Source organism: Alphaproteobacteria bacterium, from assembly GCA_004295055.1.
GTDB lineage: Bacteria > Pseudomonadota > Alphaproteobacteria > SHNJ01 > SHNJ01 > SHNJ01.
The window spans coordinates 20,526-46,233 of record SHNJ01000020.1; the positions used below are offsets into that span (position 1 = coordinate 20,526).

26 protein-coding genes and 1 tRNA gene are annotated in these 25,708 nt (G+C 50.3%); 11 read left to right on the forward strand and 16 right to left on the reverse strand.

The window, feature by feature from the left end; translation table 11 throughout:
- Positions 1–10 precede the first annotated feature (10 nt).
- A complete protein-coding gene (gene pip, locus EYC62_05150; protein ID TAH34743.1) occupies positions 11–922 on the forward strand; it encodes a prolyl aminopeptidase in 912 nt (303 codons plus the stop codon).
- A gap of 87 nt (positions 923–1,009) precedes the next feature.
- A complete protein-coding gene (locus tag EYC62_05155) occupies positions 1,010–1,519 on the forward strand; it encodes an acyloxyacyl hydrolase (GenBank protein TAH34744.1) in 510 nt (169 codons plus the stop codon).
- 48 nt (positions 1,520–1,567) lie between these two features.
- Here EYC62_05155 and EYC62_05160 read toward each other — a convergent pair whose 3' ends face one another.
- The 8 genes from EYC62_05160 to EYC62_05195 form a co-directional block, all read right to left on the reverse strand.
- Positions 1,568–2,146: a hypothetical protein gene (locus EYC62_05160; protein ID TAH34745.1), complete on the reverse strand. Its 579-nt coding sequence runs from the start codon at positions 2,144–2,146 to the stop codon at positions 1,568–1,570.
- A gap of 236 nt (positions 2,147–2,382) precedes the next feature.
- Positions 2,383–2,459, reverse strand: a tRNA-Arg gene (locus tag EYC62_05165).
- A 120-nt stretch (positions 2,460–2,579) separates the two neighbouring features.
- Complete coding sequence (locus tag EYC62_05170) at positions 2,580–2,819, reverse strand: hypothetical protein (GenBank protein ID TAH34746.1); 240 nt, start codon at positions 2,817–2,819, stop codon at positions 2,580–2,582.
- 179 nt (positions 2,820–2,998) lie between these two features.
- Positions 2,999–3,907 carry a DMT family transporter gene (locus EYC62_05175; GenBank protein ID TAH34747.1) on the reverse strand — a complete coding sequence of 303 codons (909 nt, stop codon included), beginning with the start codon at positions 3,905–3,907 and terminating at the stop codon, positions 2,999–3,001.
- Entirely contained in the window at positions 3,904–5,976 is a 2,073-nt protein-coding gene (locus EYC62_05180) for a hypothetical protein (protein ID TAH34748.1), read from the reverse strand. The genes EYC62_05175 and EYC62_05180 overlap by 4 nt, the downstream gene beginning before the upstream one ends.
- Positions 5,966–8,668 carry a DUF4159 domain-containing protein gene (locus tag EYC62_05185; protein ID TAH34749.1) on the reverse strand — a complete coding sequence of 901 codons (2,703 nt, stop codon included), beginning with the start codon at positions 8,666–8,668 and terminating at the stop codon, positions 5,966–5,968. Before EYC62_05185 ends, EYC62_05180 begins: the two co-directional genes overlap by 11 nt.
- Positions 8,668–9,552, reverse strand: coding sequence for a DUF58 domain-containing protein (locus EYC62_05190; GenBank protein ID TAH34750.1), 885 nt, complete (start codon positions 9,550–9,552; stop codon positions 8,668–8,670). The genes EYC62_05185 and EYC62_05190 overlap by 1 nt, the downstream gene beginning before the upstream one ends.
- A 3-nt stretch (positions 9,553–9,555) precedes the next feature.
- Positions 9,556–10,473 (reverse strand): MoxR family ATPase, encoded by a 918-nt coding sequence (locus tag EYC62_05195; GenBank protein TAH34794.1) that lies wholly within the window; start codon positions 10,471–10,473, stop codon positions 9,556–9,558.
- 247 nt (positions 10,474–10,720) lie between these two features.
- Here EYC62_05195 and EYC62_05200 point away from each other — a divergent pair, with 247 nt between their 5' ends.
- Both EYC62_05200 and EYC62_05205 read left to right on the forward strand, forming a co-directional pair.
- A complete protein-coding gene (locus EYC62_05200; GenBank protein ID TAH34751.1) occupies positions 10,721–11,716 on the forward strand; it encodes a hypothetical protein in 996 nt (331 codons plus the stop codon).
- A 73-nt stretch (positions 11,717–11,789) separates the two neighbouring features.
- Positions 11,790–13,007, forward strand: a complete 1,218-nt coding sequence (locus EYC62_05205) for a CCA tRNA nucleotidyltransferase (protein TAH34752.1) — start codon at positions 11,790–11,792, stop codon at positions 13,005–13,007.
- On the opposite strand, the gene EYC62_05210 is transcribed toward EYC62_05205, so the two are convergent.
- Positions 12,951–13,424, reverse strand: a complete 474-nt coding sequence (locus tag EYC62_05210; GenBank protein ID TAH34795.1) for a tRNA (cytidine(34)-2'-O)-methyltransferase — start codon at positions 13,422–13,424, stop codon at positions 12,951–12,953. The two genes, EYC62_05205 and EYC62_05210, sit on opposite strands and share 57 nt — an antisense overlap.
- A gap of 186 nt (positions 13,425–13,610) precedes the next feature.
- Between EYC62_05210 and petA the strand changes: the two genes are divergently transcribed.
- The 6 genes from petA to EYC62_05240 all read left to right on the forward strand — a co-directional run bounded on the left by petA (position 13,611) and on the right by EYC62_05240 (position 18,713).
- Positions 13,611–14,147, forward strand: a complete 537-nt coding sequence (petA, locus tag EYC62_05215; protein ID TAH34753.1) for a ubiquinol-cytochrome c reductase iron-sulfur subunit — start codon at positions 13,611–13,613, stop codon at positions 14,145–14,147.
- A gap of 29 nt (positions 14,148–14,176) precedes the next feature.
- Entirely contained in the window at positions 14,177–16,147 is a 1,971-nt protein-coding gene (locus tag EYC62_05220) for a cytochrome C (protein TAH34754.1), read from the forward strand.
- Between the two features lie 118 nt (positions 16,148–16,265).
- Complete coding sequence (locus EYC62_05225) at positions 16,266–16,820, forward strand: hypothetical protein (protein TAH34755.1); 555 nt, start codon at positions 16,266–16,268, stop codon at positions 16,818–16,820.
- A 135-nt stretch (positions 16,821–16,955) separates the two neighbouring features.
- The gene (locus tag EYC62_05230) at positions 16,956–17,696 is read left to right on the forward strand and encodes a hypothetical protein (GenBank protein TAH34756.1); all 741 of its coding nucleotides are present in this window, start codon (positions 16,956–16,958) and stop codon (positions 17,694–17,696) included.
- Positions 17,697–17,889: 193 nt separating this feature from the next.
- Complete coding sequence (locus EYC62_05235; GenBank protein TAH34796.1) at positions 17,890–18,471, forward strand: conjugal transfer protein TraI; 582 nt, start codon at positions 17,890–17,892, stop codon at positions 18,469–18,471.
- Positions 18,471–18,713 carry a hypothetical protein gene (locus EYC62_05240; protein ID TAH34757.1) on the forward strand — a complete coding sequence of 81 codons (243 nt, stop codon included), beginning with the start codon at positions 18,471–18,473 and terminating at the stop codon, positions 18,711–18,713. Before EYC62_05235 ends, EYC62_05240 begins: the two co-directional genes overlap by 1 nt.
- Positions 18,714–18,727: 14 nt before the next feature.
- Here EYC62_05240 and ychF read toward each other — a convergent pair whose 3' ends face one another.
- From ychF to EYC62_05255, 3 genes are all read right to left on the reverse strand, one after another.
- Entirely contained in the window at positions 18,728–19,828 is a 1,101-nt protein-coding gene (ychF, locus tag EYC62_05245; GenBank protein ID TAH34758.1) for a redox-regulated ATPase YchF, read from the reverse strand.
- A gap of 65 nt (positions 19,829–19,893) precedes the next feature.
- Positions 19,894–20,457, reverse strand: a complete 564-nt coding sequence (locus EYC62_05250; GenBank protein ID TAH34759.1) for an aminoacyl-tRNA hydrolase — start codon at positions 20,455–20,457, stop codon at positions 19,894–19,896.
- A 69-nt stretch (positions 20,458–20,526) separates the two neighbouring features.
- Positions 20,527–21,252 (reverse strand): 50S ribosomal protein L25/general stress protein Ctc, encoded by a 726-nt coding sequence (locus tag EYC62_05255; protein ID TAH34760.1) that lies wholly within the window; start codon positions 21,250–21,252, stop codon positions 20,527–20,529.
- Between the two features lie 288 nt (positions 21,253–21,540).
- On the opposite strand from EYC62_05255, the gene EYC62_05260 reads away from it, so the two are divergent.
- Entirely contained in the window at positions 21,541–21,963 is a 423-nt protein-coding gene (locus EYC62_05260; protein ID TAH34761.1) for a hypothetical protein, read from the forward strand.
- Here the strand turns inward: EYC62_05260 and EYC62_05265 are convergent, their stop codons facing one another.
- The 4 genes from EYC62_05265 to EYC62_05280 form a co-directional block, all read right to left on the reverse strand.
- Positions 21,964–22,899 carry a ribose-phosphate pyrophosphokinase gene (locus tag EYC62_05265; GenBank protein ID TAH34762.1) on the reverse strand — a complete coding sequence of 312 codons (936 nt, stop codon included), beginning with the start codon at positions 22,897–22,899 and terminating at the stop codon, positions 21,964–21,966.
- A gap of 98 nt (positions 22,900–22,997) precedes the next feature.
- Complete coding sequence (gene pgeF / locus EYC62_05270; protein ID TAH34763.1) at positions 22,998–23,789, reverse strand: peptidoglycan editing factor PgeF; 792 nt, start codon at positions 23,787–23,789, stop codon at positions 22,998–23,000.
- Positions 23,786–24,871, reverse strand: a complete 1,086-nt coding sequence (locus EYC62_05275; GenBank protein TAH34764.1) for a class I SAM-dependent methyltransferase — start codon at positions 24,869–24,871, stop codon at positions 23,786–23,788. Before EYC62_05275 ends, pgeF begins: the two co-directional genes overlap by 4 nt.
- On the reverse strand, positions 24,837–25,646 hold the full coding sequence (locus tag EYC62_05280; GenBank protein TAH34765.1) for a prolipoprotein diacylglyceryl transferase: 810 nt from the start codon (positions 25,644–25,646) through the stop codon (positions 24,837–24,839). Before EYC62_05280 ends, EYC62_05275 begins: the two co-directional genes overlap by 35 nt.
- Positions 25,647–25,708: the final 62 nt, after the last annotated feature.

Here is a 25,708-nt window from a genome sequence, read left to right on the forward strand (position 1 = left end):
CGACCACGGCATGTTAGCATTAGATTCGACCCATGTCATGTACTGGGAACAATGCGGCAATCCGAATGGGGTTCCGGTTTTATATCTGCATGGCGGCCCGGGCGCCGGCGCGGGCGAAGACGCGCGGCAGTTTTTCAATCCTGAATTTTACCGCATCATTATTTTCGATCAACGCGGATCCGGCCGGTCCAAGCCGCTGGGAGAAGTCAAGGATAACACCACCCCGCATCTGATTGCGGATATCGAAACCTTGCGCAAAATGCTGGATGTAGAGCAATGGCTGGTATTCGGGGGATCGTGGGGCAGCACGTTGGCGTTGATGTATGCCGAAAGTCATCCGCAACCGGTGCTGGGCTTGATATTGCGCGGCATATTTTTGGGCCGGCCGCCGGAAATAAGATGGTTCTTGCATGGCAGCGGCGATTTTTTCAACGAAGCCTGGAAAGAATTGGTTGCCGCGATTCCGGAAAATGAACGCGCCGATTTATTGACGGCTTATCACAAACGGATTCATTCATCCGATCCGGCGGTAATGTTGCCGGCGGTGCGCGCGTTCAGCAAATATGAAGGTTCGTGTTCCAAATTATTGCCGGATTCGGCTTTGATACAGAATTTTGAATCGGATCATATCGCCATCGGCCTTGCGCGGATGGAGACGCATTATTTTCAAAATAATTTATTCATGCCGGACAATTTCATTTTAAACAATATCGCAAAAATCCGCCGCATTCCCGGCATCATCATCCAAGGGCGCTACGATATGGTTTGTCCGCCGGTTTCCGCGTTCGATTTGAAAAATGCCTGGCCGGAGGCGGAATTGCAAATTATCGAAGGCGCCGGCCATTCGCGGTCGGAGCAGGGGATCCGGCACGCGCTTTTGGCCGCAACGCGGCGTTTTGAAGACATTTTACGCCCGAAATAGGCCGATTATCGCCGCGCCTATTGCAAAACCATGGATTCGGATGCTATACAAAGATCCGTATAATCTATTGAAAATCAAAAGGTTCCCATGCGTTTTGTCCGTTTTGCCATTCTTGCCTTTGTTGTGCTTTGCGTCGCTTCTGCTGCTTATGCCGCTCCGATGCCGCGCCGGGAGAATCCTGATCTAGTAACCTTCAGCGCCGGCGAATATGATGTGTTCGACGATAAAAAAGCGGCTGAGTTCGTTTTAGAATATCGCGTCAAATCCTGGAACTGGAATACCATGTCGCCGCTGGTTGGAATTATGGCAACCACCGATGGCGCGGTGTATGGATTCGCCGGTTTGGGTTTCGATTGGTTTATCAATAAAAACTGGGTAGTCAATCCGAATTTCGCCGCTGGCGCTTATCATAACGGATCGGGCAAGGATTTGGGCAGCGCGATTGAATTCCGGTCCGGTCTTGAACTAAATTATGTCATGGAAGACCGCGCCCGTCTGGGTCTTGCATTCAATCATATTTCCAATGCCAGCATCGGCGACGAAAATCCGGGCACGGAATCGTTGCTGCTGACTTATTCCATGCCAATTGGCTGGTAATTTAGCGGTTATAAAAATTAAACCCGGCTTTCGCCGGGTTTTTTATTGTTAACGGACATCGCGCTCTATCGTTCGGCGCGTTACCGCAGGCCGGGAAGAAAGGTTTGCATTGTCCGGTTTCCATTCCACGCCCCTTGGATACCAGGGCACCAGGTCGGTTAATTGCTGTTCTGTAAATCGATTGTTTATAGTCGCTCCGGCTTCATCAATTAAAATGGCGGAAAAGTTCGATTGGCCGGATTGTTTTGACGGTAAGGCAATTATAAAAACCCGCGCCGCCGGAACTTCTTGATCCGTTGGAAGTCCCAGCCAAATTTCCCGGTCCGGCGCCAACAACAAACGCATGCCGGTATGCAAAGGATTATATGCTTTGGCAGCGGCGGCAGTAATGCCTAATGCCGGGTCGGCTTGCAATCTAAAGCGCATATCGTCCGCCATCGAGCTTAGCCGCGACCGATCCTTCATTAATTCAAAATCGGTCTCGCCAATCTGGGTTGCCGCCGTGTCGGCAGAAGTGGGATTCAGGCATAAGCCCAGGCTACAGGCAACAACGAACAAAGCGGTTGCCGCACCCCACTGCATCGTAACGGATAACTTGGAATCTTGCGGTAAAAGAAATTTTGCCAAACAACACCTGATCGTTATTTCTAATTCGAATCAAACCATACTTATATCGTGGCCACAATGGTTTTTCGGATAAGATTCTTGCTTTTTAAGAGAGGCGACAGGCGTAGTTTTAAAGGACGAAGCAAAATGGCGTCCCCGAGATGATGCTTTTTATGTATACGCGCGACGCGCAGTCGCCAGTCGGCTCCGAATTCTTTATGACTCGTCCTGCGTAGCTCCGAAGGAGCGAAGCGGGATGGCGTCCCCGAGATGATTCGAACATCCGACCTAGCGTTTAGGAAACGCTTGCTCTATCCAGCTGAGCTACGGGGACCCTTACACAATTTATTTCCCTGCTGCCTGTCCTCCGAAGCTCGGAACGAGCGAAGGAGGAAGCTACGGGGACTCATATGTAGGCGATTATAGATTTTCTGTGGCGTGTTGGATAGGGTGCTTATTTCCCATTCTTTGCCGGTTTTACGGCATCAATTGGATCCGCATCGTTCGCAACACGCTTGTACCTTCGCAAATTATCGATGATATTTTGCGCATAACCCGCACCGTAACGCATTTCCAGAAACGCATATAATTCCGCCTCGCTGTGATCGTTGCCGATCGGACTTTGCGGAAAATCCTGATTAAATAAATCCGAGGAATTGCGTGACGGGGGAGTACCATCTGTGTGTTGCGTCATATTTAAAGGCCTTCTGAATTGGGCGGGGGTTGATTTGATGGTTAAAATCTTAAACCCAAATGGTTAACGAACGGTAAATTTTGCCTTCCAATACGCTATGATGCATGGTTGTGGCATAAAAAATTGAATTTATGCGTTGTTTATGCCGCGGCGCCGTTAACCTTTTGAAAAAAAACAATTTATGGTTGTATTTCGGTTTTGCCGACGGGTTGGCTTACGGCAAAGATGGCCGATACCACTAAGAATATGCCCAAGTACTGCATAAATTCGATGTGTTCGCCCAAAATCCATATCGCACCTAAAACTGCCGCAACCGGTTCCAGTTTTAAAACCAGGCTGACACGCAGCGCGGTAATTTTTTTAATCGCGACGAAAAAACAAATTTGGCCAAGCAAGGACAGGCACAGGCTGAATACCATTAAGCTCCATCCGGTAGCGTCGCCGATGGGCGGAAGCGCGATTCCATGTACAATCGACAAAACAGAAAACGCAATTGCCGGAATAAAACTGAGATGGACGGTGAATACCAACGGATCCTTGGATTGCAAAATCTTGCCGCTGATAAAAAGATAAGTGGCGATTAAAATTCCGGCGCAAAACGCCATCGTGGCGCCCATCCAATTAAAATCGCTTTGCATAATTTTATCCGGCTGGATCACCAGCGCCAGGCCTGCAAAAGCGGTCAGCAGCGATAACAGGAATGCGCGCGTCAATTGTGTTTTATCCAGCCATATATGCAAAGCCGCCAGAATCAACGGGTATAAAAAGACCAACATGGTCACTGGGGCGATATCGAGATACTGAATCGCACTGTAATGCAGCCAGCTAAAGCTTAGGAAAATAATGCTGATGGCGGCGGCCGGGCGGTAATCCGAGATGCCGGTCCATAATTTGTGACCCAGAAAATGCAGGACGATGCCAACCCCAAAACATTGCACCAGCCGGCCCACAGCCATGAAAGAATAAATATCCATGCCGTGGGTATAAATGGATTTGGCCAGGGGGGCCTGAATGCCAAAACAAATGGCCGCGATAACGGCCAACAAGCAGCCATTCCAGAAATCCTGGCGGGATAATGGGGGGCTCATTTTCCTTCCTTGCGCCAGGCCAGCAAAAGCAGGATCGAGCCCAATAATAAATAAGCCAATGGCGGAATTACGGCGGTTTGTTTGATGCCGGTAATGCTGTAATTGTTGTTTTTCTTGACGCCGATCCAGCGGTGCCCGGACAGGGAACGATTGCCTTCCAAATGGCGGATATCGGGAATGCCGTCTTCGGAAATCCACCGTATCGAACCGTTGGTGGACTCGACAAAATTATTCAATTTGTCTTTGGATGACCGCAAATCGGAATATTCCAGCGGGTTTAAACCGCCGACGCCGACCATGATGGTTTGCTTGTTGTTGGCAATGCGGTAAACGCCGGTTTTGGTGACGTTGATTTTTGTGCGCGCTAGGCCTGGCGATTCTTCGGTCAGAGTCACTTGTTCGGTTTCATTGCCTGGTTTTGTTAGAACGATATTATTATCGCTTTGCATCAGGCTGCGCTGGGTGATTGAAATCGTGTGGCCTTGCACTTCGGCGCTTAGATCGTTTTCTTCCAGTTGCGGTTCTTTCATCAGCCAGTGCGACAGGCGGCGCAGCAATTCCGAATGCGGTCCGCCGCCGGCGTAACCGCGCGCCCATAACCAGATTTGATCGGAAAATAATTGCGCCACGCGTCCTTGGCCGACGCGGTCCAGCACCAATAATGGCCGGTTTCCGGCGCCATCCATAATCACCGTGCCACGGCGGATCTGCGCATCCATTTGCCGCAGCCATGGCCCCCATTTGCTGGTTTTATTGTCTTTGGACAGGCCCGGCAGGCCGGAAGTAACCGGATGGCGTAACCCATCGCCGGTTAATGTGGGAACGAACTCCGCATCGATAGTTTTCTGCGCGGTGGCGGTTGGCAGAATCGTCCCGACCGGCGTATCAAATAAACTTAAAGACACGTCGGGAACCGGGCCTTCGGCATCCAACACCGCGCCGCCTTTTTCGACGAACTCGACAATATTCAGCATATATTCATTCGGCAAAACGCTAAGCCGGCGGTAACGGTCGAAAATAATCAAGTTGAAATCGTATAATTTATCCTCGAACAATTCCTTGGTGGGGAATGCGATCAGCGACAATTCTTCGGTTGGAATCGAATCCTGTTTTTCCGGCGGACGTAAAATAGTGAAATGAACGAGATCCACCGAAGGATCGGATTTCAGGAAATTGCGCCATACCCGCGTGCCGGGATGAGGATCGCCGGAAATCAGCAACACACGCAACCGGTCGCGCACGCCATTGACGGTAACGACCGCATGGTTATTTTCATCGGATAATTCCGATGCGCCTTTTGGAATGGACAATTCGAATATATTCGGGCCGGCATGATTAATAGTCAGCGGAATTTCAACATCCCGCCCGGCGGGGATGGCTTGGTTTTGCACCACGTCGCCATCGCTGCGCAACGATAACATTACGGTGCTTTCGGCATTTAAATCGTCTTCGATATGGACGGTAATTTTTTGCGGCTGGCCGACAATGCCGAATCCAGGGCTGCGAATGATTTTTAAACGCCGGTCGTGTTCGCCGGGACTGCCGGTCAGCAATGCGTGGAAAGGTACGCCATTCAATTCATTCTGTCCGACGGGAACGTCGTGAATTTGCCCGTCCGTAATCAATACCACCGCGCCCAGATGGGTTTTTGGAATATCGCTTAAACCGCGCGCGATCGCGCCAAACAACATCGTGCCGCCCTGATCTTCGGGATTGTCGGCAACGGTGATAACGCGGTAATTGATATTCTCGGCTTCGCCCAATTTATTTTCAATCTCGCGGCGGATTTTTTCTGTCTCCGCGTCGCGGTTATTGATTTGATTGCTGGTCGATTGATCGACCACCACCAAAACCGTGTCGGGCTTGGTTTCGCGGATTTCCTCGACCAGGCTGGGATTGGCCAGCATCAACAGGAACAGCGTAAGCGCCGATACGCGCCAGATCCAGCCGCGCGCGCCTTTGACGATGGCATAAATAGACAAAATGGCAGCCAGCGCGATCAACGCGATCATCAGCCAGTTAGGCATCAGCGGAAAAAACCGGATCAGGAGTTCGGGATTATGGTTCATTGCCCAAACGCTCCAAAATTGCGGGGACGTGGACTTGATCGGATTTGTAATTTCCGGTCAATGCGTACATCACCAAATTCACCCCAAATCGCCGCGCCATTTCCCGCTGCTGCTCGCCGCCCGGCACCACTGGAAACATCGGTTTGCCGGTTTTATCGACCGCCCAGGCGGCTGCCCAGTCTTCTGTGCCGACAATCACCGGCGATACGCCGTCGAAATAACTCGACTCGCTATCGACCAGCCAAAGGGTTTTGTCGTTCCAGCGGCCGGGCCATTCTTTTAATAAATAAAAACTGCGCAGCAGAACGTGATTTTTATCGATGGTATTCAAAATCGGAATATCGATATTCTGAAAATAATTGGCCAGGATATTTTGCGAAATCGATGCGCCGTTGCCGTCGCGCGTGTCGATGACGATCATTCCGCCATTATGCAAATAATTATTGATCCGGTACGTTGCGGTTGGCGACAAAATCGGCGCATTCGGCGCGACCGGCCAGTATAATAGCGGATAAAAAGCCAGCTCGTCCTTGTCCGGATCAAGGCCGATCGGCCCTTCGGCTTCTACCGCCGTGCGGGAACGCAAAACGCGCGATAGGCCGGCAAGTCCGGCCTCGCTGACCCGGTCGATTTCCTGCACATAGGTTTTGATGTACGCCAGACGCAGATGTTTCGCGGCTTCCATTGCGGTTTGATCGGCCATCGCAGGGGACGAGGCGAATAAAATGCCGAGCGCAATCGCGGAAATCCAGGAACGCTGCAATCCCGGCAAAAGACCGCGAATATTGAGGCCAATAATCATATCGATCAGCGCCAGCAACGCGGCGAGCAAATATAATATTGGGCGAACGTCCTTTTCGCGGCTTTTCAGATCGCTCATCAATTCGACGTCTTTTGGCAACGCGGTTACCGGTTCCATCGCGGCGGTATGATCGCTGAGGTTGAACGCTTTTTTATCCGTGTCGGTGCCATAATATCCGGGCGGCAAAATCGGGCTGGCGCGGCGGGTAATCAATTCTTCGGCCTGTATAGTTTTAACATAAGAAGGCGGCGCTTGCAGTTGACCGAATCCATCCAGCATTTGGTGCAAATTCAACCCGCCTTCGTTGCCTTGGGCGATAATGCCTTGGCTGCTCCAGATCAAGCGTTGCAACATTTCAACGAACAGCCCCGATAAAATCAAATTCGACCAATTGTGATTCGCGGCGACATGAAAAAAGGCCAATTGCCCGTCGCCCAATTTATCCCCAGTTACCAGCGGCGTACCGTCTTGCAGCGAAGCCCAAGTCTTGCCGGCCAAATCCGGCGTTGGCGTGGTCAGCAATTGCTTGTTGACCTTGATATCGCCTGGCACTTGCAATCCTGCAAAAGGCCCGATTTCCGGCATAGGCGCCAGCGCCAAAGGTTCCGACCAGGAAAGATTGCCGCTGAGGTTGCGCGGTTTATCGTGAATCGGAACCGGCAGCAATTTGGTATTGGACTGCAAATTGTCTCCCGCAAAACGGATCAGCAATCCGCCTTTTTTGACCCAATCCTCCAATTGCACGGCCTCGGTATCGGTTGGATTGTTGGCATCGGTTAAAATAATCGCGGCGACATTGGCTTTTAATACTTCATCGATATCGCCATGGATAATATCGGCGAATGGCGTGATCGCGCGTTCAATAAAATATAAATCGTCCAGCAACGGCTTGCTGGAATCCATCGCTTGCGTGGTCACAATTCCAACCGGATGCTGGCGGCCCATTTCATCCATCAAATACGTCGTTGCGGCATTGACTTGTTCGGTCAACACCACGCGCGATATTTTATTTTTCACGTCCAGCGGCAAATCCAATTTTGCCTTGGCGGTATTTTTGTCTTTTTCGAACGATATTTCTTTTTGGCCCATGGCGCGGCCATCTTCGTCGAACGCTTGTACCAGAATATTGGCGGGCATTAATGCGGATTCAAATGGCAAGGTGCGGCGCGCGACAAGATCGATCCCGCCCACGGCCCAGGGATCGGCGGATAACATATATATTGGCTGATCGCCGCGCAGAATAAAATGAACCCGGCCGGCGCTGCTTAGTTTGTCCATCAATTCGTAAAAATTCTCGCTCATCAATCCGCCGCTGAACCAGAATATGTCCGGATTCGGCACCAGTTTTTTCGCCGACACATCGCGCATTGCTAAATCGTAACGCGCCGCCCATGGCAGGGGGCGCAATCCTTTGACGATTTGTTGCGCTTCGGCGGCGGCCAGATAATCGGTGGCAAAACCGAATTTGCTGTCGGGGTTTGGCGCGGTCGTGATAATTTGCACCGGTTTGTTTTCCCGCTGAGCTACATCCAGAATTTGTTGAATCTGCTGGCCGGTGGAATTCCAGTTCCGCGCCGCTGACCAACTGTTGTCGATCACCAGTAAAATCGAATTGCGCGTGGTCAATTGCTGTTCCGGATTCAATACCGGATGCGATGCGCCCAGAATGACCAAAACAATTAAAATAATCCGCAGCAATAACAGCCACCATGGCGCGCGGCGCGGGGTGTCTTCCTGCTGCTTTAAGAATTTTAAAAGACGAATTGCCGGAAACTCAATATGTTTTGGGGCTGGCGGCGTAAATCGCACGATCTGCCACAAAATTGGCAGGATAATCAAAGCCAGCAAGTGCCACGGCGATAGAAACGCGATAAAGCCGAGGGAAAACATTACACCACCCGCCGTTCGGACAGAGTCATATATAATTCCATCAATGCTTTTTCAGGGGGCCGGTCGGTGCGGTGGAAACTGTAACTCCATCCGGCTTGCTTGCAAACCAATTCAACGCCCTGGCGGTGCGATTCCGCCCGGCGCGCATACGATTCACGCAACGCATCGGCGCGTTTTACCTCGAGCCAGCCATCGTCTTCTTCCAGGCCTTCGAATATCGCGCGGCCACGGAATGGCAAATCGATTTCCGCCGGATCGAATACCTGTAAAATATGCCCCTTTACGCTGATCGCGGCATAAGATTGGATCAATTTGCGGATATCGCGGATGGGGGACAGAAAATCGCCGATGAAAACCACTTGAGAGTGCCGCGGCAGAATATAATAAGGCGGCAAATTGTCGGTGCGGCGCTTTTCATCGATCATAAATTCCGTGGCGCGGTACAATCCGTGCTTGCCGGTCATTGGCGGCAGTCCCGATGCCAGGATGGCAAACCGTTCGCCGGATCTTGCCAGCAAAGCGATAATCGCCAACAGCAATAACGCGCCGCGGCGAACCTTGGACGGGAATTTCTTTTTCGACCGGTATACCATCGACATGGATGTATCGGCCCATAGCCACAAAGTTTGCGGCGCTTCCCATTCTTTTTGCCGGACGAACAAATCTTCGGCGCGCGCGGAACGGCGCCAATCGATAATCGCCGCCGGATCGCCGGGTAAATAAGGGCGATATTGCCAGAAATTGTCGCCTTGTCCCGCGCGGCGCAAGCCGTGCAAGCCCTGTGCGACCGTGGCGGCAATTTTCTCCGCTTCCAGCAACAGCGGCGGCAGGCGCGAAGCCAAAGCTTCGGCGCGATTTTGAATCTTTAGCGGGTTGACCGGCATGAATTAGCGCAATGGTTCAAGCAAGCGATTGATAATACTGTCGATGGTGACGCCTTCGGCGCGCGCGGCGAAATTAAGCGCCATGCGGTGGCGTAAAATCGGGTGGGCCAGGGCGATGATGTCGTCGACCGACGGCGACAAGCGGCCTTGCAACATGGCGCGGGCGCGGCAGGCCATCATTAATGCCTGGCTGGCGCGTGGGCCAGGACCCCAGGCGACATAGGATGTCACATCGTCGAATTCGCTGTCGTTCGGACGGCCGGCGCGGACCAAGGTTAGAATCGCATTCACGAAATTTTCGCCAACTGGCATGCGGCGCAAGATATTTTGTCCTTGAAGCAACTGATCCGGCGTAATCACGGCTTGCGGCTTGGCTTCGTCCGCGCCAGTGGTGGTCAGCAGCATTTTATGTTCGGCTTCGCGGTCCGGATATCCGACATCGATTTGCAGCAAAAAACGATCCAATTGCGCTTCGGGCAATGGATATGTGCCTTCCTGTTCCAATGGATTTTGCGTCGCCAGCACATGAAACGGCGATGGCAAATCGTAATGTTGTCCGGCAACCGATACGCGGCGTTCCTGCATGGCTTGTAATAAAGCCGATTGCGTGCGTGGGCTGGCGCGGTTGATTTCATCGGCCATCAATAACTGGCAAAATACCGGGCCTTTGATGAACCGGAAAAAACGCTCGCCGGTCTGGGATTCTTCCAAAACTTCGGAACCGATAATATCGGCGGGCATTAAATCGGGCGTACATTGAATACGTTTGTCCAACAATCCCGTGACCTGGGCGATGGTTTCAACCAATTTGGTTTTGGCAAGACCGGGCACGCCAATTAACAATCCATGTCCGCCGGCCAATAAGGTGATCAAAGTTTGCTCGATCACTTCGGCCTGGCCGAAAATGACCCGCGACACCATATCGCGCGCGTGCTGAAACTTCTTTCCTAAATTTTCGATTTCTCGGATGGTTTGCTGAACGTCTTGCGATGGATGGGTCGGTGGAAGATCGGTGGGCACGGATGGCTCCTTAACAGGCTTTGGGGGAAAAGCAATTTATATCAGTATCTTATACGCGCACCAATTCTGCCAGTAAACATTGCAATTGTCATAAAAAATCAACATGATTATGGCATAAAGCCGTTGTTTAATTGGATATAGAGAGAATATGACTAAAGTAACCAGACAGCCGTATAATGCGATCGATTTAAAAGGTTTAATCGGTCGATGCCGATCCATCGTCAACCGCAATGGGGACTTGGGCATCGATGTTGCTCACGCGTTTTATTGGATTCTACGCGGTCGTCCCCTTGCAGAAATTGTGGATCTGCATCCAGCGGCCGATATGGACGGTGTGGTGTTCCCATTTATACGATCTTATCTTTCTGCCATTACGGCGGAAAATTGCGATCAATTAATTGGGAATCGCGCCGAACGATTAAAAATTTTAGAAAAAATAAAAGCAACCCAAGCAGGGGCCACATTTTATAATCTGAACGTTGTCGATAAAGACCCCAATTTGCCGTGGGAAGTTATTGAACAGGTTGATAGTAAATGGAATATAAGAATAGGGGAGCGGAAAGAAGCGAAACCTAAACGGTTCGTTCCAAAAAAAACCGCCGCAACGAATGCCGCCGATCCAACTTGTGTCGGCCATGTTAGTAAAGTGGTTGTTGTCCCTGTATTGCTGCCATTGCCAATGGCGGTGTCACGTCCAAGAGCGATTCGAACAAGTTTCCGAATAGATCTCACGACAACTACGCCAAAACAAAGTTTAACCGAGTTTTTACGATCCAAAGGCTGTAGAAATTTTGCCGATGCGATTAGAGAGGTATGCAGACATATCGGACTTTCTTTGATTTGTGATGATATCTTAGCAAGATTTAGCGTATCACCCCAATCGGGTAGGTTAACTATTCAGAGAAGTGCGGGAAGTAAACAAAGCATGTTGTTATTTAATGGTGGCTTCTCGGAATATTTCACATCCTCCGCTTCGGCCGACGATGCAGCACAAAGAATTTTTAATGTGGTTAATGCGCTAGCCAAACCCGAAACTGTTACTGCTTCAGAAGCTTTAGGTTATACTAGACGATCCATACCATCCGAATTAGCGCCTGGCGGCAAAAGCGTTCATGCAGTCAGAGCTGCTGTTTGCGCGCGGTAATAATTTTTATTCCCGACTTTTTCTTATCAGCCACATAGTTGCGATGATTTTATAAGCGTGATAGGTTCGGGGTATGACCGCGCCGACCATCAATCTTCCGTCCGAAATGAACAATGATTCTATCACCGCCGTGCTGCGCGCGCTGACGGCGGATGGCCAGATAGTGCGTTTTGTCGGTGGGTGCGTGCGCGATGCGATTTTAAACCGTCCGCTGGCGGATATTGATCTGGCCACGCCGGATGTGCCGCAAAAAGTGATCGAGTTGTTGCAACGGGCGCATATTAAATTTGTGCCAACGGGCATCGATCATGGAACCATTACCGCTATTTCCGGCGCCAAGGCATATCAAGTCACCACTTTGCGCCGAGATATCGAAACGGATGGCCGCCATGCGACGGTGACTTTTACGGACAACTGGGCCGAAGATGCGGCGCGGCGCGATTTTACCATGAACGCGATATATTGCGATGGGGCGGGGCATTTGTTCGATCCGCTGGGCGCCGGGATCGAGGATGCGCGCGCGGGACGGGTGCGGTTTGTGGGAAACGCGGCTGACCGGATCGGCGAGGATTATTTACGGATTTTGCGTTTTTTCCGTTTCTACGCGCATTATGGGCAGATGGATTTGAACCGTTCGGAATTGGAAGCCTGCCGCTCTGCGGCGGCGCATCTTCAGCGCCTGTCGGCGGAAAGAGTGCGGGATGAATTTTTAAAATTGCTTGCCGCCCGTCAGGCAGCAAGAATTTTGCAACTGATGCTGGATTACGATGTTTTGCCGCAAATCATATCCGCAGCGCAATTTGCCATGATCAATTCGCTGGCCGGCTTGGAAATGCATTCCGATGCGGTAAGGCGTCTTGCGGCGTTGATGATTGAAAATCATTTGAATGCCGATGACTTGGCGGCGCGATTTAAATTGTCGAATGAACAAAAAGAACGGCTGGAGTTTTTGCAACGCGGTTTTGCGGCGCGGACAACGCCGACTCCGCAGGAATGGCAAAAAATCATATATTATGCCGGGCAGTCCCGCGCGGTTGATTTGGCGTATTTGTGGGCCGCCGAAGGATTGTGGGAAGATTATAAATTCGCGGAAAATCTGCAACTGGCGCTGCAATGGCAAGATCGCCGTTTGCCGGTTGGCGGCGAAGATTTAATCGCGCTGGGCATTCCGCAAGGCCCCAAATTGGGCGAGTATTTGGCGGCGGTGGAAAGCTGGTGGGTGGAAGGAAATTTTTCAGCCGGACGCGAGCAATGTCTGGCCCATCTCCGGCAACTGGCCGGTTTGGCGTAACGCTTCGGACAATGTAATCGCGGCGGCCAGCGCCACATTCAACGACCGGCCTTGCGACTGCGGAATAAAAATAGATTCATCGGCGGCGTCATATACTTCGCGCGGCGTGCCGGCGCTCTCGCGGCCGACAATCAAAACATCGTACGGCGCGAAGGTGAATTTTTGATAAGGCGTTTTGCCGTCCGTTTCGACCAGCACCAGGCGGCCGGTTTTTGCATTCATAAAATTGGAAAAAGAGGCGTGGCGCGTGACGGCCGCAAGGTCGATATAATCCATTCCCGCGCGCCGCAATTTTGAATCCGAAAAGGGGAAGCCGCAGGGTTCAATAATATCCAATCCCACGCCAAAACAGGCGCAAAGACGCATTAACGCACCGGTATTTTGTGGAATATCAGGCTGATACAACGCAAGCCGCATAAAGGGTCCAGGGGGTAAGGCAGGGCGATCACGATTCATGCACAATCCTATAAATGCCCTGATTTTTTTGTGCCTTTTCGATTGTAAATCGGCTAAAAACCATAGGTTATTCAACCATATAATCCAAAAATATCGCAAAGAAAATAAGAATTCTATACCAAGATCACTTTTATATAAGGACGAACGATGGCTCATTCCGCCGATAATGATAATAAAACCCGCCGGGAATTTTTGTATCTAACCACCGCCGCCGTTGCCGGCGTGGGCGTAGTAGGGACGACTTGGAATTTCATCGATTACATGAATCCATCCGCCGATGTTTTGGCGGTATCGACCACCGAAGTGGATTTGGCGCCGATCAAGGAAGGCCAGTCGATCACCGTTATGTGGCGCGGCAAACCGGTATTTATCCGCCGCCGCACGCCAGAAGAAATCAAATCGGCGGAAGCCGACGATAAAGCGGAATTGCGCGATCCGCAATCCGATGAAGCACGCGTGAAAAAACCGGAATGGTTGATCGTCGTTGGCGTTTGCACGCATTTGGGTTGCGTGCCGCTGGGACAAAAAGTCACCGACAGCCGCGGCGATTTCGGCGGCTGGTTCTGCCCGTGCCATGGATCGCATTACGACACGTCCGGCCGCATTCGCAAAGGCCCGGCGCCAAAGAATTTGGAAGTTCCAACCTATTCCTTCTTATCCGACAGCAAAATTTTGATCGGCTAATACGATTTTAATCAGGAGATTTTTTTACTATGGCCAATAATAATCCCGCCAATTTCAGCAACCCGGTCGTCAAATGGATCGATAGCCGTCTGCCGATTTTCAGTTTAATGAGCAAGGAATACGGCGTATTCCCAACCCCGCGCAATTTCAATTACTGGTGGAATTTCGGCGCGATCGCCATGGTGATGCTGGTGGTTATGATCTTAACCGGCATTTTCCTTGCCATGAATTATCAGCCATCGACCGTGATGGCGTTCGATTCGGTCGAACGGATTATGCGCGATGTCAATCATGGCTGGCTGCTGCGTTACATTCACGCCAACGGCGCATCGTTCTTTTTCATCGCCGTATATATTCATATCTTCCGCGGTTTGTATTACGGATCTTATAAAAATCCGCGCGAGTTGTTATGGATTTTGGGCGTCGTTATTTTGCTGTTGATGATGGCAACCGCGTTCATGGGTTATGTATTGCCTTGGGGCCAGATGTCCGGCTGGGGCGCAACCGTCATTACCAATCTGTTCTCGGCATTTCCCGTTGTAGGCAAAAGCATCGTCACTTTATTATGGGGCGGGTTTTCGGTCGATAATCCAACCTTGAACCGCTTCTTCTCGCTGCATTATTTATTGCCGTTCGTCATTGTCGCCGTGGTGTTTTTACACGTTTGGGCATTGCACGTCACGGGTTCGAACAACCCGCTGGGCATTGATGTGAAAACCCCGCAAGATACGGTGCCATTCCATCCGTATTATACGGTCAAGGATATGTTCGGTCTGTCGGTATTTTTAATCATTTATATGGCGTTCGTATTCTTCGCGCCGAATTATTTGGGCCACCCGGATAATTACACGCCATTCGATCCGATGGTTACCCCCGCGCATATCGTGCCGGAATGGTATTTCTTGCCATTCTATGCGATCTTGCGTTCGATCCCGGATAAATTGACCGGCGTTTTGGCCATGTTTGGATCGATTGCGGTTTTGTTTATCGTACCATGGCTGGATACTTCGAAAATTCGCAGCGCGCGTTTCCGCCCGATGTATAAATGGTTCTTCTGGCTGTTGGTGATCGACTGCGTGGCGTTATGCTGGGCAGGCGGCAAACCGCCGGAAGGATTGCCATTGATCGTGGCGCGTGTCGGTACCGCTTATTATTTCGCGCATTTTATTATTATCATGCCGTTGCTGGGCCGGATTGAAAAACCGTTGCCTTTGCCGCAATCGATTGCGGCGGCGGTTTTGAAAAAGGCGGCCATTGTTTTATTCGCGGTGTTGGCGCTTGGCGCGGCATCGCCTGCGATGGCCAACGAAGGCGTTGAAATGCCAAAAATGCAATGGTCGTTCGACGGGCCATTCGGCACGTTCGATCGCGCATCGGCACAACGCGGATTTCAGGTATACAAGGAAGTCTGCGCCGCTGGCCGCTCGATGCATCAAATGTCGTACCGCAATTTGGCCGCGCTTGGATATAACGATGCCGAATTAAAAGCGATTGCCGCCGGCGTTACGGTAAAAGATGGACCTAATGACGAAGGCGATATGTTCGACCGTCCAGGCCGCCCATCGGATAAATTCGTTTCTCCTTATGCCAATAAGCAAGCCGCGCGCGCGGCGAATAACGGCGCCGCGCCGCCGGACTTATCTTTGATTACCAAAGCCCGTGTTGGCGGCGCCGATTATATTCACGCATTGCTGACCGGTTATGGCACGCCGCCAGCCGATATCAAAATCGCGCCAGGCATGAATTACAATAAATATTTCCCTGGCCATCAAATTGCGATGCCTGCGCCATTAAGCGATGGTCAAGTCACCTATGGCGATGGCACCACCGCCAGCGTCGATCAGATGGCGCGCGATGTGGCCACGTTCCTGACCTTTGCGGCGGAGCCGGAAATGGAAGAACGTAAACGCACCGGCATTCGCGTGATGATCTTTCTGGCGGTTATGGCCGGTCTGTTTTATCTAAGCAAACGCAAATTATGGAGCGGGTTGAAAGACTAGCCCCATTAAATACCTAATAAAAAAGGGTCTTTTTAGACCCTTTTTTTATGCAATAAGCTTGTGCCAGACGAATATTTATGTATTCTTATAAGAAAAGGCACGGAATAAGACCAACAAGATGGCAAGAGAAGTACGAATTAAAACAAAACCCGGCTTTTACGTCGATTGCAATGTGCCGGCTCGATTGAAAACAGTCCTGGAAACTGCGGGTTTGACTTGCGTTGACGCCAGGCCCAAAACCCCGGACCTTGTGGTGGCGCGGGCAGCGTTGCTGGAACGCATGCCATTGGTTACGATCAATATCGTCGATTTTTTGCCTATTGTCGCTACACAAGAATGGCATCCGGGACTTATTGCATTTTCTTCGGTGCGGGAAGGTTATACAAGCCAGCATCAAATCGTTACTTTTCGTAAATTTGCGGAATGGGTTGGTGAAAGACCCGGATATAATTTCGCCAATCAATTGATTGTTGTTCCGCCGGAACAACCGATCACTGTATTTCAATTTAGCGCAAAAGGTATCTATCAAACAGAATATTCGCGGCGCGGGGATTTAAATGGGTTGTTAAGGCATTGGCATTATACAGTGCGCCGCCAACTCACCACCGAACAACAGCGGAAAATAAGGCGCGCAAAATGGCCTTCCGTCGGACAAACCAGCAAGGTTAGATAGAGAGTCGGTTTTGGAAATTGTGGTTTCTGAGAAATAAAAACCAACAGAAAATAGCATTTCATACAATAGTATGGAGTTTAAAATTTAAATTCATCGCACAATAGCGGACGCAACTGTAAGTTGTCTGTATAGCGAATGAAGCCAATTATTATTGATTTTATAACCAAGCTGCAGACCATTAATACGGTGGAAGAGCTGGATCAACTATTTGCAACCTGTGTCGGGCATATGGGTTTCCATCGCTATGCCTATCAATTGTCCAGAGCCATCGGCCACGATCCAAACAAGCCCGTTATTGTCGCATCTTATCCAAAAGAATGGGTCGATTATTATTTATCCAGCGAATATCATTTGATCGATCCGATCGTTACGCAAAGCCCGAAAGAACGGCAGCCATTTCAATGGAGCTCGGTGCTGCAAACGATGGATTTGGATAAAAAGCAGAAACAGTTTTTTAACGAGGCTGATGATTATGGCGTTGCCAATGGCCTTGGTATTCCAATTCACGGCATCAACAATTCTTTTTCCGTTGTCAGTCTGGTCGCGGATACCAACGACAGGGAACTGACAAAGCTGCTAGGCGAAGATTCCGATACGCTGCATATTTTGTCTTTGTATTATCATCAGGCGATGAAAGATTTGCTGCGCCAGCGCGCGTTGGTGGCGAACGACAATACGGTTTTGTGCGAACTAAGTCCGCGCGAGAAAGAATGCTTGCGCTGGTCGGCGCAGGGAAAAACCAGTTGGGAAATCAGCAAGATTCTAAGCATCTCCGAACGGACGGTTATTTTTCATATTGAAAACGCCAAAAATAAATTGGGCGTATGCAATCGCAACCATGCCGTGGTCAAGGCGATTATGTTGAACATTATTTGATAGCGCGCCACAGCATAGAAAACCCTTATTTGTATAAGGGTATTTTGAATCCTCCCCTGTAATTTCTTACAGCAGACGGCGCGGCTTAAAATCGGCAATCCTTGAGCATCGACAATCGCATGCTTGGGGTTTTCTAATGTTCAAAGTTATTACCGCTCAAAATGCCGAAGAAAATTTTAAATACTTAGCGTCTATGCATTACTTGCGATACCGGGTGTTCCGCCGCCGCCTGGAATGGCCGGTCAGCAATTTCAGCTGTATGGAACATGATCAATTCGACACCGAGGATGCGGTTTATATTGTGCATATCGACGAAAAAGACAATGTGGACGCTTGCACCCGCCTGTTGCCAACGACAAAACCGAATTTATTGGCGGATGTGTATCCGCACCTGGTCGATGGTGAAGTTCCAAAGGCGGACGATATTTGGGAAACCACCCGGTTCTGCGCCGATTATGAAACCGCCCCCGCCAATATTACCGGCCTTTTGGTTGCCGCGATGCTGGAATATGGAATTCAATTGGGGTTGCGCCATTACGTATCGGTATCCGATATCCGGATCGAACCGTTATTGCGCCGCGCCGGATGGAACCCGCAACGTTTGGGCGAACCGCAGCCGACCGGTACCGATACCGCTGCGGCGGAAATTTTCGAAGTAAGCGAAGATGCGCTGGCAAAAGTAAGAATGCGTTCAAAAATTCCAAAACAGCTTTTGAACGATACGCCAATATATCATCTGGCCCCAGTTTATTCCGATCTAAGGGCCGCCGCCTAATGCCCGTGCATGTTCTAGATAAATATAGGTTGCGCAAGGACCATCAACGGCAAGGATTCATATATTCGATGCAGGAATGCTTAACCTATCTTGCAGAACAAGCTAGGATAGAAAAATTTTACCTGCTGGAGCATATGCTGAATGTGGCGCTTTATTCCATGGATCATCCTCAGGGTAATGAAGATGAGTTTCGAGATAAAGAGCCTGTTGCGATTAAATCAAAACGAAAACCAGCGAAATAATCATTGGTTGTTGTTTACACGTTAAACCTAAAATGCACCACGTCGCCGTCGGCAACGGTGTATTCCTTGCCTTCAAGGCGCATTTTGCCTGATTCTTTCGCGCCGGTTTCGCCGCCGCCGGCGACATAATCGGGATAGGCGATGGTTTCCGCGCAAATAAATCCTTTTTCAAAATCGGTGTGAATGACGCCTGCCGCGCCAGGGGCCTTGGTGCCCTTGATGATGGTCCAGGCGCGCGCTTCTTTCGGGCCGATGGTGAAATAGGTAATCAGGTCGAGCAGGGCGTAACCCGCGCGAATCACGCGGTTCAAACCCGGTTCCGTCAATCCCATGCTGGACAGGAATTCTTTCTTTTCCTCGTCCGATTCCATCACCGAAATTTCCGATTCGATTTTGGCGGAGATAACCACCGATTGCGCATTCTCGGCCTTGGCGCGCGCGGCGACTTTGGCGGACAACGCATTGCCTTTATCCGCCTCATTTTCTTCGACGTTGCAAACATATAAAACCGGTTTTGCGGTCATCAATTGTAACAATCGCACTAATGGCTTTTTTTCCTTGGAAAATTGCACGCTGCGCGCCGGCTTGCCTTCGCGCAACGCCGCCAGAATCGGATCGACGATTTCGATCATTTCCTTGGATTCCTTATCGCCTTGTTTGGCCTTTTTCGCCAAATTGTCATAACGCTTTTCCAATGACTCCATGTCCGCGATCATTAATTCGGTGTCGATGGTTTCGATATCGCGGATCGGATCGACGCTGCCTTCGACATGGGTGATGTCGCCGCCATCAAAGCAACGGACTACATGTAAAATCGCGTCAACTTCGCGGATATTGGCCAGGAATTGATTGCCCAAACCTTCGCCCTTGGATGCGCCGCGCACAATACCAGCGATGTCGACGAATTCGATAAAAGTCGGAATGATTTTGGCGCTGGATGCTATTTTAGCAAGCTTGTCCAAACGGTCGTCGGGAACCGCTACACGGCCGACATTCGGTTCAATCGTGCAGAATGGATAATTCGCGGCGGCAGCGGCGGCCGATGCCGTCAATGCGTTAAACAAGGTCGATTTACCGACGTTTGGCAGTCCAACAATTCCACAATTGAATCCCATAATTTTCTCACTTCGTTCGTAGGGTATAGGGGTTAGGGTTTAGGGTATAGGAAAGATTCATAATTTTATGCAATTTTAAATGTGCTTAAAAAATTATTATGTTTTCCGCTTAAGAATAAATCAAAAGCATCGGTTAAATGTTCATATATGACTTCGTGAACCAATATATTTTCGCTTTTATCAAAATCATGTAAGACAAATGATGAAACCGCATCTTTATGTCCTGGGTGACCTATGCCAAATCTGAGGCGGTTGTAATTATTTCCTATGCTTGCATCGATTGATCGCAATCCATTATGTCCTGCAGATCCTCCCCCACTTTTAAATCGCAATTCTCCGGGGTCTATATCCAATTCATCATGTATGACGATAATCTTATCCAATGGAATTTTATAGAAGTTCATCGCTTGTTCCACTGCCACCCCTGATACATTCATAAAAGTTTGAGGTTTAATCGCAATAACACGATAGTCTTTGATATTGCCTTCATAAACTTCAGACTCGAACTTTCTTTTCGGACCAGAAAGGTGGTATTTTTTTACCAATGCATCAATAACCATAAAACCGACATTGTGACGGTTGTTTTGGTATTCGGAGCCAGGGTTACCAAGACCAACGATTAAATGCATGGGAATTAGAAATTGCGGGTTAGGGTTTAGGGCTGAATACTAAACCCTAAACCCAAAACCCTACAACCCTTATTTTTTTGCAGGAGCAGCCGGTTTCGCGGCGTCTTTGCCAGCGGCCGGAGCAGCAGCGCCAGCAGCCGGAGCGGCGGCACCAGCAGCGGCACCTTCGGCAGGCGCGGCGCCTTCGGCGGTAGCAGCGGCAGCCGCAACAGGCGTTTCTTCTTTAACGACTGTCGGCGGATTGATCGCCAAAACCGTAAAGTCGCGGTCACGGATGACCGGTTGAACGGTGGATGGCAATTTCAGCGCGCTGATATGCACCGATGTGTTCATTTCCATGCCTTCGATATCGATTTCAAAATATTCAGGGATATCGCTGGCCAAGCAGGTGACTTCGATTTCGTGTTGAACGAGGTTCAAAACGCCGCCTTGTTTCAAGCCAGGGCATTTTGCTTCGTTTTTCACGTGAATCGGCACGCTGACGCGGATGCGGGTTTTATCCGACACGCGCAAGAAATCGGCGTGAATGACGTTATCGGTCAACGGATCGGTTTGCACATCGCGTGGCAAAGTACGAATGGTTTTTCCAGCCACATCCAAATCCAGCAATTTGGTGAAAAAATTGCCGGCATGATAGAGCTTGTTGAACTCCAACGGGTTTACTTGAATGTTTTGGGGATCTTTTTTGTCGCCGTAAATAACGGCAGGAATTTTATCGGCTCGACGTGTCGCGCGGGCGGCCCCTTTACCAGCTCCCTCGCGATTTTCGGCGGCCAGTTTCAAGACTTTCGTCATGATGCTACCTATGATCTAGAGTTGTAATCGCCCGGACCTCCAGGGGTGTCCATGAGCGTCCAAAAGGCCCAAAGGCCCAAAGGAACGGTGTTTATACGCGATTTCCTTCCGAAAACCAAGCGATTAACCCACAAAAACAGTATCTTATATGGAAATTTACTGCTACACATGTATTGATTTTGGATATAAAGCTGATATACTCATCCGGGATTTTCAATCAGGGAGTTTTCATGCAAAAACGCGATTTTTTGAAATGGCTGGACGCGGCTGGCGTTGGTGCGGCGGTGCATGGCTAAAAACCCGGTTCGGATTTTAGCGCCAGGCGGTTGCGCGGCGCAAGACGTGGTGCAGGCCGCGCGCTCGGCGGCGATTGAATCTTTGAAAAAGGCGCGAATATCCCCGGACCAGGCGGAAACGTTAGCGACTAGAATCGCGATGGCTTGTTTCGCCGGGCTGAATAGAAATGGCGAGCAGGCGGTGGCGCGCGCCATTCGAGAAATCGCGGGTCAATATATTGCCGCAAATCAAGGCGCAAAAAAAACCGGCATCGATAATGTTATCGTTCAATATGGGTTGGATATGCCGCCTATATCCCGCTACGGTTCCAGCCCGGGCCGCAATGCGGATTCCCGCGGTAGAAATGCAAATACAGACGCGGCGCATCATTCCCACCCGCGATCACCGCGCCGTCCAAAAACCCACGAAAAATAATTAATCAAACAAACTGGAAACCGATTTTTCTTCGGCAATGCGGCTGATGGCTTCGCCAAGCAAGCCCGCAATATCAATCTGGCGGATATTGTTCGCAACCCGAACCGCTTCGGTCGCTTGGATCGAATTGGTGGTGATCATATGCGAAATTGGCGACGATGTAATGCGCGCCACCGCGCCGCCGGAAAATACGCCGTGGGTGACATAGGCTTGCACGGTTTTCGCGCCAGCTTCCATCAATGCGACGGCGGCGTTGCATAATGTTCCCGCCGAATCGACGATATCGTCGACCAATACGCAATCGCGGCCCTTGACATCGCCAATGATATTCATGACTTCGGATACGCCGGCGCGTTCGCGGCGTTTATCGATAATCGCCAAATCCGCATCGACTTTGCGCGCAAGGGCGCGGGTGCGGCCAACGCCGCCGACATCGGGCGAGACGAATAATAAATTGCTGGCGTCTTTGAATGTGGTCTTGATGTCTTTGACGAACACCGGAAAGGCGATCAGATTGTCGGTCGGAATGTCAAAGAAACCTTGGATTTGCGAGGCGTGCAGATCCAGCGTCAATACGCGGTCGGCCCCGGCGGTGGTAATCAGATTCGCCATCAATTTCGCCGAAATCGGCGTGCGCGGGGATGACTTCCGGTCCTGGCGCGCATAGCCATAATATGGAATCACGGCGGTAATGCGTTTGGCGGATGAACGGCGCAATGCGTCGATCATCACCAATAATTCCATGACGTGATCGTTGGCGGGGTAGGAGGTGGATTGAATGACGAAGACATCTTCGCCGCGCACGTTTTCATGGATTTCGACAAACACTTCCATATCGGTGAAACGTTTGACGCTAGCATTGGTCAGGGGGATTTTCAGATACTCGCCAATCGATTCGGCGAGCGGTCGGTTGCTGTTGCCAGTGACAATTTTCATGCCGCGAAAACCCTACCTTTGTATGCGCATTGTGTGCGGTGCAGTATTGGCGGCAATCTATCAATCTGTCACAATTCTGTAAAGTGAAATGTTAAAAATCAAGGTTTTAACGCTATTGCCGATATTTGGCGCGCATAATCCGGCTCTTTATTTAACGTGGCCCGGCGATGGCTGAAGAAAGTCGCCTGATCCTTGCACGTATCGCCCTGCACATGGCCGATCTGTCCAAGGCGCAGATTCAATAACCGGCCCAGCACATATCCGGCCAAATCGAACCGGTAATGATCGGGTTTGGGATCGGGTTTGAAATAAATTTCATTCAGCTCGCTGTGATCCAGAAAGTTTTTATAATATTCCGCGCCGACCTGGTAAGAATCCTGGCCGATACAAGGACCGACACTGGCAATAATATCGCTACGCTTGCTGCCAAGGTTTTCCATCGCATGAATGGTCGATTCCAGAATGCCATTCACCGCGCCGCGCCATCCGGCATGCGCCGCGCCGACGATTCTGGCATGCGGATCGTAAAATAAAATCGGCGTGCAATCGGCGGTTAAAACGCCGATGGTCAAATTCGGCACATTGGTGACGATCGCATCCATTTTCGCCTGATCCCAGACCGGTGTTTTGCCCATGTTGGTGACGGTCAGGCATTGATTGCTGTGAATTTGGTATAAGGTCAGCAATTTTCCGCCGCCGGTGCCAAAGGCGTTTAATATGCGCGAACGGTTTTCGGCGACCGCTTCCGGCTTGTCTTGCGTGCCCAGTCCGCAATTAAGCGACTGATAAATCCCCGTGCTGACGCCGCCATTGCGGGTAAAAAAACCATGCGCCAGTTGCGCGGAAAAAGATCGCAGATGCGTGTCGGTTAGATATTGGGCTTTGGTCATGCGGCGGCGGTGGAAGAAAAGGATAATACTTTAAACAGGCTGCCCATTTGCGAAGGCAATGTCAACCGGTGCATGCCGGATTGCAACGATTCTTGCTGGGCTGGCGTGGCGGCTTTCATCAATTGCTGCAATCGGGTTTCTATGCCGCATCGTTTTAAAAATTCGCCCTGGGTGGTGTAGTCATGCACATGTAGTCCCGATTTTTTAACAATTTTGCGCAAGGCGGAAAAGTCCACGTGGCAAGTCAAATCCGCGTCGCCAGGATGGGCCAGGGGATCGATTTTTTCATGTTTCATAACCGCCTGAAACGTATCGCCGTATCCCGATTGCAAATGGCCATAATCGATAATCAGCGCGGATCCGCCATAGGTGCGGATCTGATGGATCATTTGATTCGCCCATCGCCAGGATTCGGGGCTATATTCAAAGATATCGCCGGCCATGGGATCATCCGGCGGCAGCATATCGGCAATAGGCGCCGGATCGAAATTTTCCGCCGCCGCCATAAAATGAAAATTCTTATTGTCATTGTTATAGCCTATTTTCCGGGTATGCCATTGTTTGCCGTCATGAATGACTTGTTCGACCGGCAAGGCATCGAAAAACTCGTTGGCTATGAAAATAACCGGCAAATTCGGCAATTGCTTTAAATCTTCGATCCAGGCCGGCGCATAATTTTTAAGAACGATTTTTTGCTTGTCACGCAGCAAAGGGTTGGTTTCGCATAAATATAATTTGGCTTGGGTCAGGGATTTGCTGATTTTCGCGGTGCCGCGCAATGCGTCCGCCATTAAGGTGCCGCGCCCAGGGCCGATTTCACATAAGGCGAATTCCAGCGGATAATTAAGCTTGCGGTATTGATCGACGGCCCACATCCCGATTAACTCGCCGAACATCTGGCTGATTTCCGGCGATGTGGTAAAATCGCCGTCTTTGCCCAGCGGATCGGCGTTGCGTTTGTAATATCCGTGTTCTCCGGTTAGGGCTTCGGTCATAAACGTGGCCAGCGAAACCGGGCCGCCGGTTTCGATCATACGGATTATTTTTTTAACGCACGGATTGGTTTTTTGGAATAGAGGCATAAAGGCACAATATAATTCCGCAAACAAGCATCGGAGCCGACAGCCATTGGCCCATGCTTAGGCCAAGATTCAGCAATCCCAGAAAATCGTCCGGTTCGCGGAAATATTCCATGATAAAGCGGTAGCAGCCATATAAAATCAAAAATACGCCCGAAGCCATGCCAGGTTTTCGCATCATGTTGGTGCTGCGCTGCATGAAGAACATCATTATAAACAGCAATAGGCCTTCGCTTAGGGCCTCGTATATTTGCGATGGGTGGCGCGGCTGACCGTCGGAATTGGGAAAGATAATCGCCCACGGCACATCGGTCGCCCTGCCATATAATTCGCCGTTGATGAAATTGGCAATCCGGCCCAGGAACAGCCCGATCGGGGTAATGCACGCCCCAATATCCAGCAAACACCATGGATTCACGCCGTGTTTGCGCCCGAATATCCAAAGCGCGATCAGTACGCCTAAGAACCCGCCATGGAACGACATGCCGCCATGCCAGACCATAAAAATTTGCAATGGATGTTCCAGATAAAATAACGGTTTATAAAACAGCACATATCCCAACCGTCCGCCGGCGATAATGCCGATCGTGGCCCAGGCGATCGCATCGCCGATTAAATCTTTCGGCCAATGCGGATAATGGCGTTTTTTCAGAATTTCGGCATAGGCCCAGCCCAGCAATATCCCGCCCAAATAGGCAAGCGCATACCAATGAATCGCCAACGGGCCAAGGCGGATTGCAACCGGATCGATATTTGGAAATTGAATATACATAAGAATAAGCGGTAGATGGGATTTAACTACCGCTTATTAGTACTGACTAATTTCCATTTACTCAATAT